Source organism: Streptomyces sp. SID3212, from assembly GCF_009865405.1.
Taxonomy (GTDB): domain Bacteria; phylum Actinomycetota; class Actinomycetes; order Streptomycetales; family Streptomycetaceae; genus Streptomyces.
The window spans coordinates 1-2,465 of record NZ_WWJY01000056.1 but is presented as its reverse complement, the minus strand read 5'-3'; the positions used below and the strand labels follow the sequence as shown (position 1 = coordinate 2,465).

Sequence of the window (2,465 nt, the reverse complement as noted above, 5' to 3'; positions counted from 1 at the left end):
GGCGGCCGTCGGGCACCGCGCCCGTCACGGCGGACCCCGCGTCGATCTCGGCGCGCTTGCCGATCCTGGCGCCGGGGAACAGCGTGCTGCGGGCGCCGACCGTGGCGCCCGCCCCGACCCGGATCCTGCCGAGGTGCAGCCGGTCGCCGTCCAGCCAGTGGCCCGACAGGTCCACCTCGGGCTCGATCGCGCTGCCCCGGCCGAGCTTGAGCATCCCGGTCACCGGCGGGAGGGTGTGCAGGTCGACGTCGGGGCCGACCTGCGCGCCGAGCGCCCGCGCGTAGTGGGTGAGCCAGCTGCCGGACAGGCCGGTGGCGCCGCTCAGTTCGGCCAGCCGCTCCGCGGTCCACAGCCGCAGATGCACGCCGCTGCCACGGGCGTACGTGCCGGGCCTGAGGCCCCGCAGCAGCAGCCGCGCGCCACCGGCGGCGATCGCGATACGGCCGGGCGGGCTCACGCAGAGCAGCCAGCCGGCCAGGACCCACCACCAGGAGACGGTGGGGGCCCAGGGGTACGAACCGAGGTGCGCCAGCACGTTGTTCGCCGCCGCGACGGCGACGCCCCACCGGAGTCCGGCGATCGTCAGGAGCGGCAGCATCAGCAGGATCTGCGCGATGCCGGTACGCCGGGGGACCGGCTCGATCGTGCGGGGCGCCGACGTCTCGGCGCGGGACTCGTCCAGGGTGCGGGCGAGCGCGCCGAGCCTCGGGTTCTGGTAGATGTCGCTGACCGAACCGGACGGGTGTCGGGTCCTGATCCGCGAGACGAGCTGCGCGGCGGCGAGACTGCCACCACCGGCGGCGAAGAAGTCACTGTCGGGCCCGGTGGCCGGAGCCCCGAGAACCTCCCCCCACAACCCGGCCAGCCAGGCCTCGGTAGGCGTGAGTCCGACCGCCGTTCCCGAGCCACCGACCGAGCCACCGACCCCGGGAAGCGGCCACGGCAGCGCGGCACGGTCGACCTTGCCGGAGGTACGGGTGGGCAACGTGTCGACGACGGCCAGCATCGGCACCATGGAGGCGGGCAACGCGGCGCGCAGCTGCCGCAGGGCGTCGTCCTGATCGAACACCACGGCGGCGCTAGCGGTGCCGCTGTCGGGCACGGGGACGCCCCCGACGTCTCCGCCGGCACGTCCCGCCGTCCCGTCCGGGCCTGAGCCACCCGGGTCGCCGAGCACGTCCGAGGCCCCCGCCCTGACGTTCCGACCGGTACGGCCCGCCTGCGCGGCGGCCGTGGTCGCGTCGACCCGGTCAGGGCCGGTGCTCGGGACGCTGGCCGCCCCGTCCGAGGCCCCCGCGCCGACGTTGCTACCGGCATGGTCCGCCTGCCCGACGGCCGGGCCTGCGTCGGCCCGGTCGCGGTCGCTCTCCGGGGACGATGAACTGACGTTGCCGTCCGTGCCGTCCGCCTGCCCGGCGGCCGTGCTCGCCTCGACCCGTTCAGGTCCGGTCCCCGGGGCGCTGGGCGCGCCCGAAGGCCGCGAGCCGACGTTGCCGTCGGTGCGGTCCGCCTGTCCGACGGCCGGGTCTGTGTGGAACCGGTCCGCCCGGTCGCGGTCGCCGTCCGGGGACGACGGACTGACGTCCGTCTGCGTGGCAGCCGTGGTCGCGTCGACCCGGTCGGGGCCGGTGCCTGGGGCGCTGGGCGCGCCCGAGGGTCGCGAGCCGGCGTTGCCGTCGGTGTGGTCCGCCTGTCCGATGGCAGGGCCTGTGTTGGCTCGGTCCGCGCGGGCGGGTTCGCCGTCCGGGGACGACGGGCTGACGTCCGTCTGCGTGGCGGCTGTGGTGGCGTCGACCCGGTCAGAGCCGCCGGTGCCTGGGGTGCTGGGCGCGCCGTCCGAGGCCCCCGCGCTGACGCTTCCACCGGTGCGGCCAGCCTGCCCGGTTGCCGGGGCTGCGTCGGCTCGGTCCGCGCGGGCGCGGTCGCCGTCCGGCGAGGACGGACTGACGTGGTCCGCCTGCCCGGCGGCCGTGGTCGCGCCCGCGCCGCCGCCGTTTCCGTCGGTACGGCTCACCGGCCCGCCGTCCGGGGGCGTCGGCTGAGCCTGCGCGTCCCCGCCCCGACCCACGCCGTCGGAGTCCGGCGAGCCGACGTGTCCGTCGGTACGGGCTACCCGGTCGACGTGCGGGGCATGCGGGTCGGCCGCTGGTTCTGCGTCGGCGGTTCCGGCCGTGTGCGTTGTGCTGTCCGCCTGGGCTGTGGTGGGGGCTGTGTCGGTTCGCTCCGTGTGGGTGCCGTTCGGGGACGGCGGGATGACGGTTCCGTCGCTGCGGACCGCCCGGGTGGCGGTCGGGGTTGTCCCCAGGGCCTCCGAGAGGGTTCCGCCGAGGAGGCGCGTGGTGGGCGTCCTCCCGTCAGCTGCCCGGCCCTCCTCGGGGCCGGCGGCGCCGGGCGTCGGCCCGGCCCCGCCCCTGCCCGGTGCGGTCAAGGAGTCCGGGACCGTGGGGGCGGAAGCGGTGCGCTGC

General features: G+C 77.0%; 1 protein-coding gene. It reads right to left on the bottom strand.

Annotation, left to right across the window (positions count from 1 at the left end):
* A partial coding sequence (locus GT042_RS40040) for a phosphopantetheine-binding protein (protein ID WP_345943653.1) occupies positions 1-2,014 on the bottom strand: 2,014 nt, incomplete at its 3' end.
* Positions 2,015-2,465 lie beyond the last annotated feature (451 nt).